At 58.4% G+C, this 1263-nt stretch carries 1 protein-coding gene; it reads left to right on the top strand.

Annotated elements, in window-relative coordinates; genetic code table 11:
* A partial coding sequence (locus M2Q46_RS18705) for an Ig-like domain-containing protein (RefSeq protein WP_302357875.1) occupies positions 1–1263 on the top strand: 1263 nt, incomplete at both ends.

Here is a 1263-nt window from a genome sequence, read left to right on the forward strand (position 1 = left end):
TGACCGTGAACGGCAAGGATTACACCACCACCGTTAACGCTGACGGCAAGACCTGGAACGTAGACGTTCCTGGTACCGAACTGGCTCAGGACAGCAATGTTCACGCCAAGGTGGAAACGGAAGACGCTGCGGGTAACCCAGCCAGCGCTGAAGCCGACCGTGGCTACGGTGTCGATACCGACCTGCCCGAAGCTTCGATTACCATCGACACCATTGCCGGTGACGACGTGATCAACAAGGCTGAGTCCGAGTCCGACGTGACCATCACTGGTATGGTTGGCAAGGATGTGAAGGCTGGCGACACTGTCACTGTGACCGTGAACGGCAAGGATTACACGACCACCGTTAACGCTGATGGCAAGACCTGGAACGTAGACGTTCCTGGTACCGAACTGGCCCAGGACAGCAATGTTCACGCCAAGGTCGAGACTGAAGACGCCGCCGGTAACCCCGCTTCGGCTGAAGCCGACCGCGGCTACGGTGTCGATACCGACCTGCCAGAAGCTTCGATCACCATCGACACCATTGCTGGTGATGATGTGATCAACAAGGCTGAGTCCGAGTCCGACGTGACCATCACTGGTACCGTGGGTAAAGACGTCAAGGCCGGTGACACCGTCACTGTGACCGTGAACGGCAAGGACTACACGACCACCGTGAACGCTGACGGCAAGACCTGGAACGTGGATGTTCCTGGTACCGAACTGGCTCAGGACAGCAATGTTCACGCCAAGGTCGAGACTGAAGACGCCGCCGGTAACCCCGCTTCGGCTGAAGCCGACCGCGGCTACGGTGTCGATACCGACCTGCCAGAAGCTTCGATCACGATCGACACCATTGCTGGCGATGACGTGATCAACAAGGCGGAGTCCGAGTCCGACGTGACCATCACCGGTACCGTGGGTAAAGACGTCAAGGCTGGCGACACCGTCACTGTGACCGTGAACGGCAAGGACTACACGACCACCGTTAACGCTGATGGCAAGACCTGGAACGTAGACGTTCCTGGTGCTGAGTTGGCTGCTGATTCGAACGTACACGCCAAGGTCGAGACTGAAGACGCTGCAGGTAACCCCGCTTCGGCTGAAGCTGACCGTGGCTACGGTGTCGACACCGATCTGCCCGAAGCTTCGATCACGATCGACACCATTGCCGGCGACGACGTGATCAACAAGGCCGAGTCCGAGTCTGACGTGACCATCACTGGTACCGTGGGTAAAGACGTCAAGGCTGGTGACACTGTCACTGTGACCGTGAACGGCA

Origin of the sequence: Alcaligenes sp. YSL9 (assembly GCF_030515105.1) — a bacterium.
In the GTDB taxonomy this organism is placed as follows: Bacteria; Pseudomonadota; Gammaproteobacteria; order Burkholderiales; family Burkholderiaceae_B; genus Alcaligenes; species Alcaligenes phenolicus.